Here is a 922-nt window from a genome sequence, read left to right as displayed (position 1 = left end):
GCCGCTGGACCAGACCAAGATGTTCACCTCGATCACCCTGGGCGCGATGCTCATCGGTTATCTGGCCGGCCTGGCCTTGATCCCGCACCTGGTGTCGCAGTCGCGCTACCTGAGCATTTCCGCCGTACTCGGCGTGGTGTTCTGCATCGGCGCGCTGTTCACCCACGGCTACGTGTCGGTGGGCTTCGTGGCGGCCCTGGGCTTTGCCAACGCGATGATGTGGCCGGCGATCTTCCCGCTGGCGATCCGCGGCCTGGGCCGCTTCACCGAGACCGGCTCGGCCCTGCTGGTGATGGCCATCGCCGGTGGCGCGATCATTCCCCAGCTGTTTGCCGTGCTCAAGCAGCACTTCGATTTCCAGTGGGTGTTCGCCGGCCTGATGGTGCCCTGCTACCTGTACATCCTGTTCTATTCGGTGCGCGGCCACCGCGTCGGGTTGTCCCGCGACGGGCAGTGATCGGCGATCATGGACGCTCAACCGGTCAGCCAGGAAAAGACGATGCGTAGAGCGACCATCAAGGATGTCGCCGAACGGGCCAAGGTATCGCTGAAGACGGTCTCGCGGGTCATCAACAACGAGCCCTCGGTGATGCAGGCCACCCGTGCACGGGTGCTGCGTGCGATCGCCGAGCTGGACTACGAGCCCGATCCGGCCGCGCGCAACCTGCGCACCGGCACCACGCTGGTGGTCGGGCTGGTCTACGACAACCCCAACCCGTACCACATCATCGGCGTGCAGAACGGCGTGCTCGCCGCGTGCCGTGAAACCGGGTTCGGGCTGCAGATCCACCCCTGCGACTCCAGCTCGCCGATGCTGGCCGAAGAGCTGGCCGACTGGGTGCAGCGCTCGCGCCTTGCCGGGCTGGTGCTGACCGCGCCGATGTCCGAGCGCAAGGATCTGGTGGCTGCGCTCACCGCGCGC

1 protein-coding gene and 1 pseudogene are annotated in these 922 nt (G+C 66.6%); both read left to right on the top strand.

Annotation, left to right across the window (positions count from 1 at the left end; all coding sequences use genetic code 11):
• A pseudogene (locus AAE045_RS23275) lies at window positions 1-457 on the top strand (glucose/galactose MFS transporter); the annotation flags it as partial.
• Window positions 458-499: 42 nt separating this feature from the next.
• On the top strand, window positions 500-922 hold a 423-nt coding region (locus AAE045_RS23270), incomplete at its 3' end, for a LacI family DNA-binding transcriptional regulator (RefSeq protein WP_455549690.1).

The sequence above is a fragment of the Dryocola clanedunensis genome, from assembly GCF_038405435.1.
In the GTDB taxonomy this organism is placed as follows: Bacteria; Pseudomonadota; Gammaproteobacteria; order Enterobacterales; family Enterobacteriaceae; genus Dryocola; species Dryocola clanedunensis_A.
This window is presented reverse-complemented; position numbering and strand designations above follow the sequence as displayed.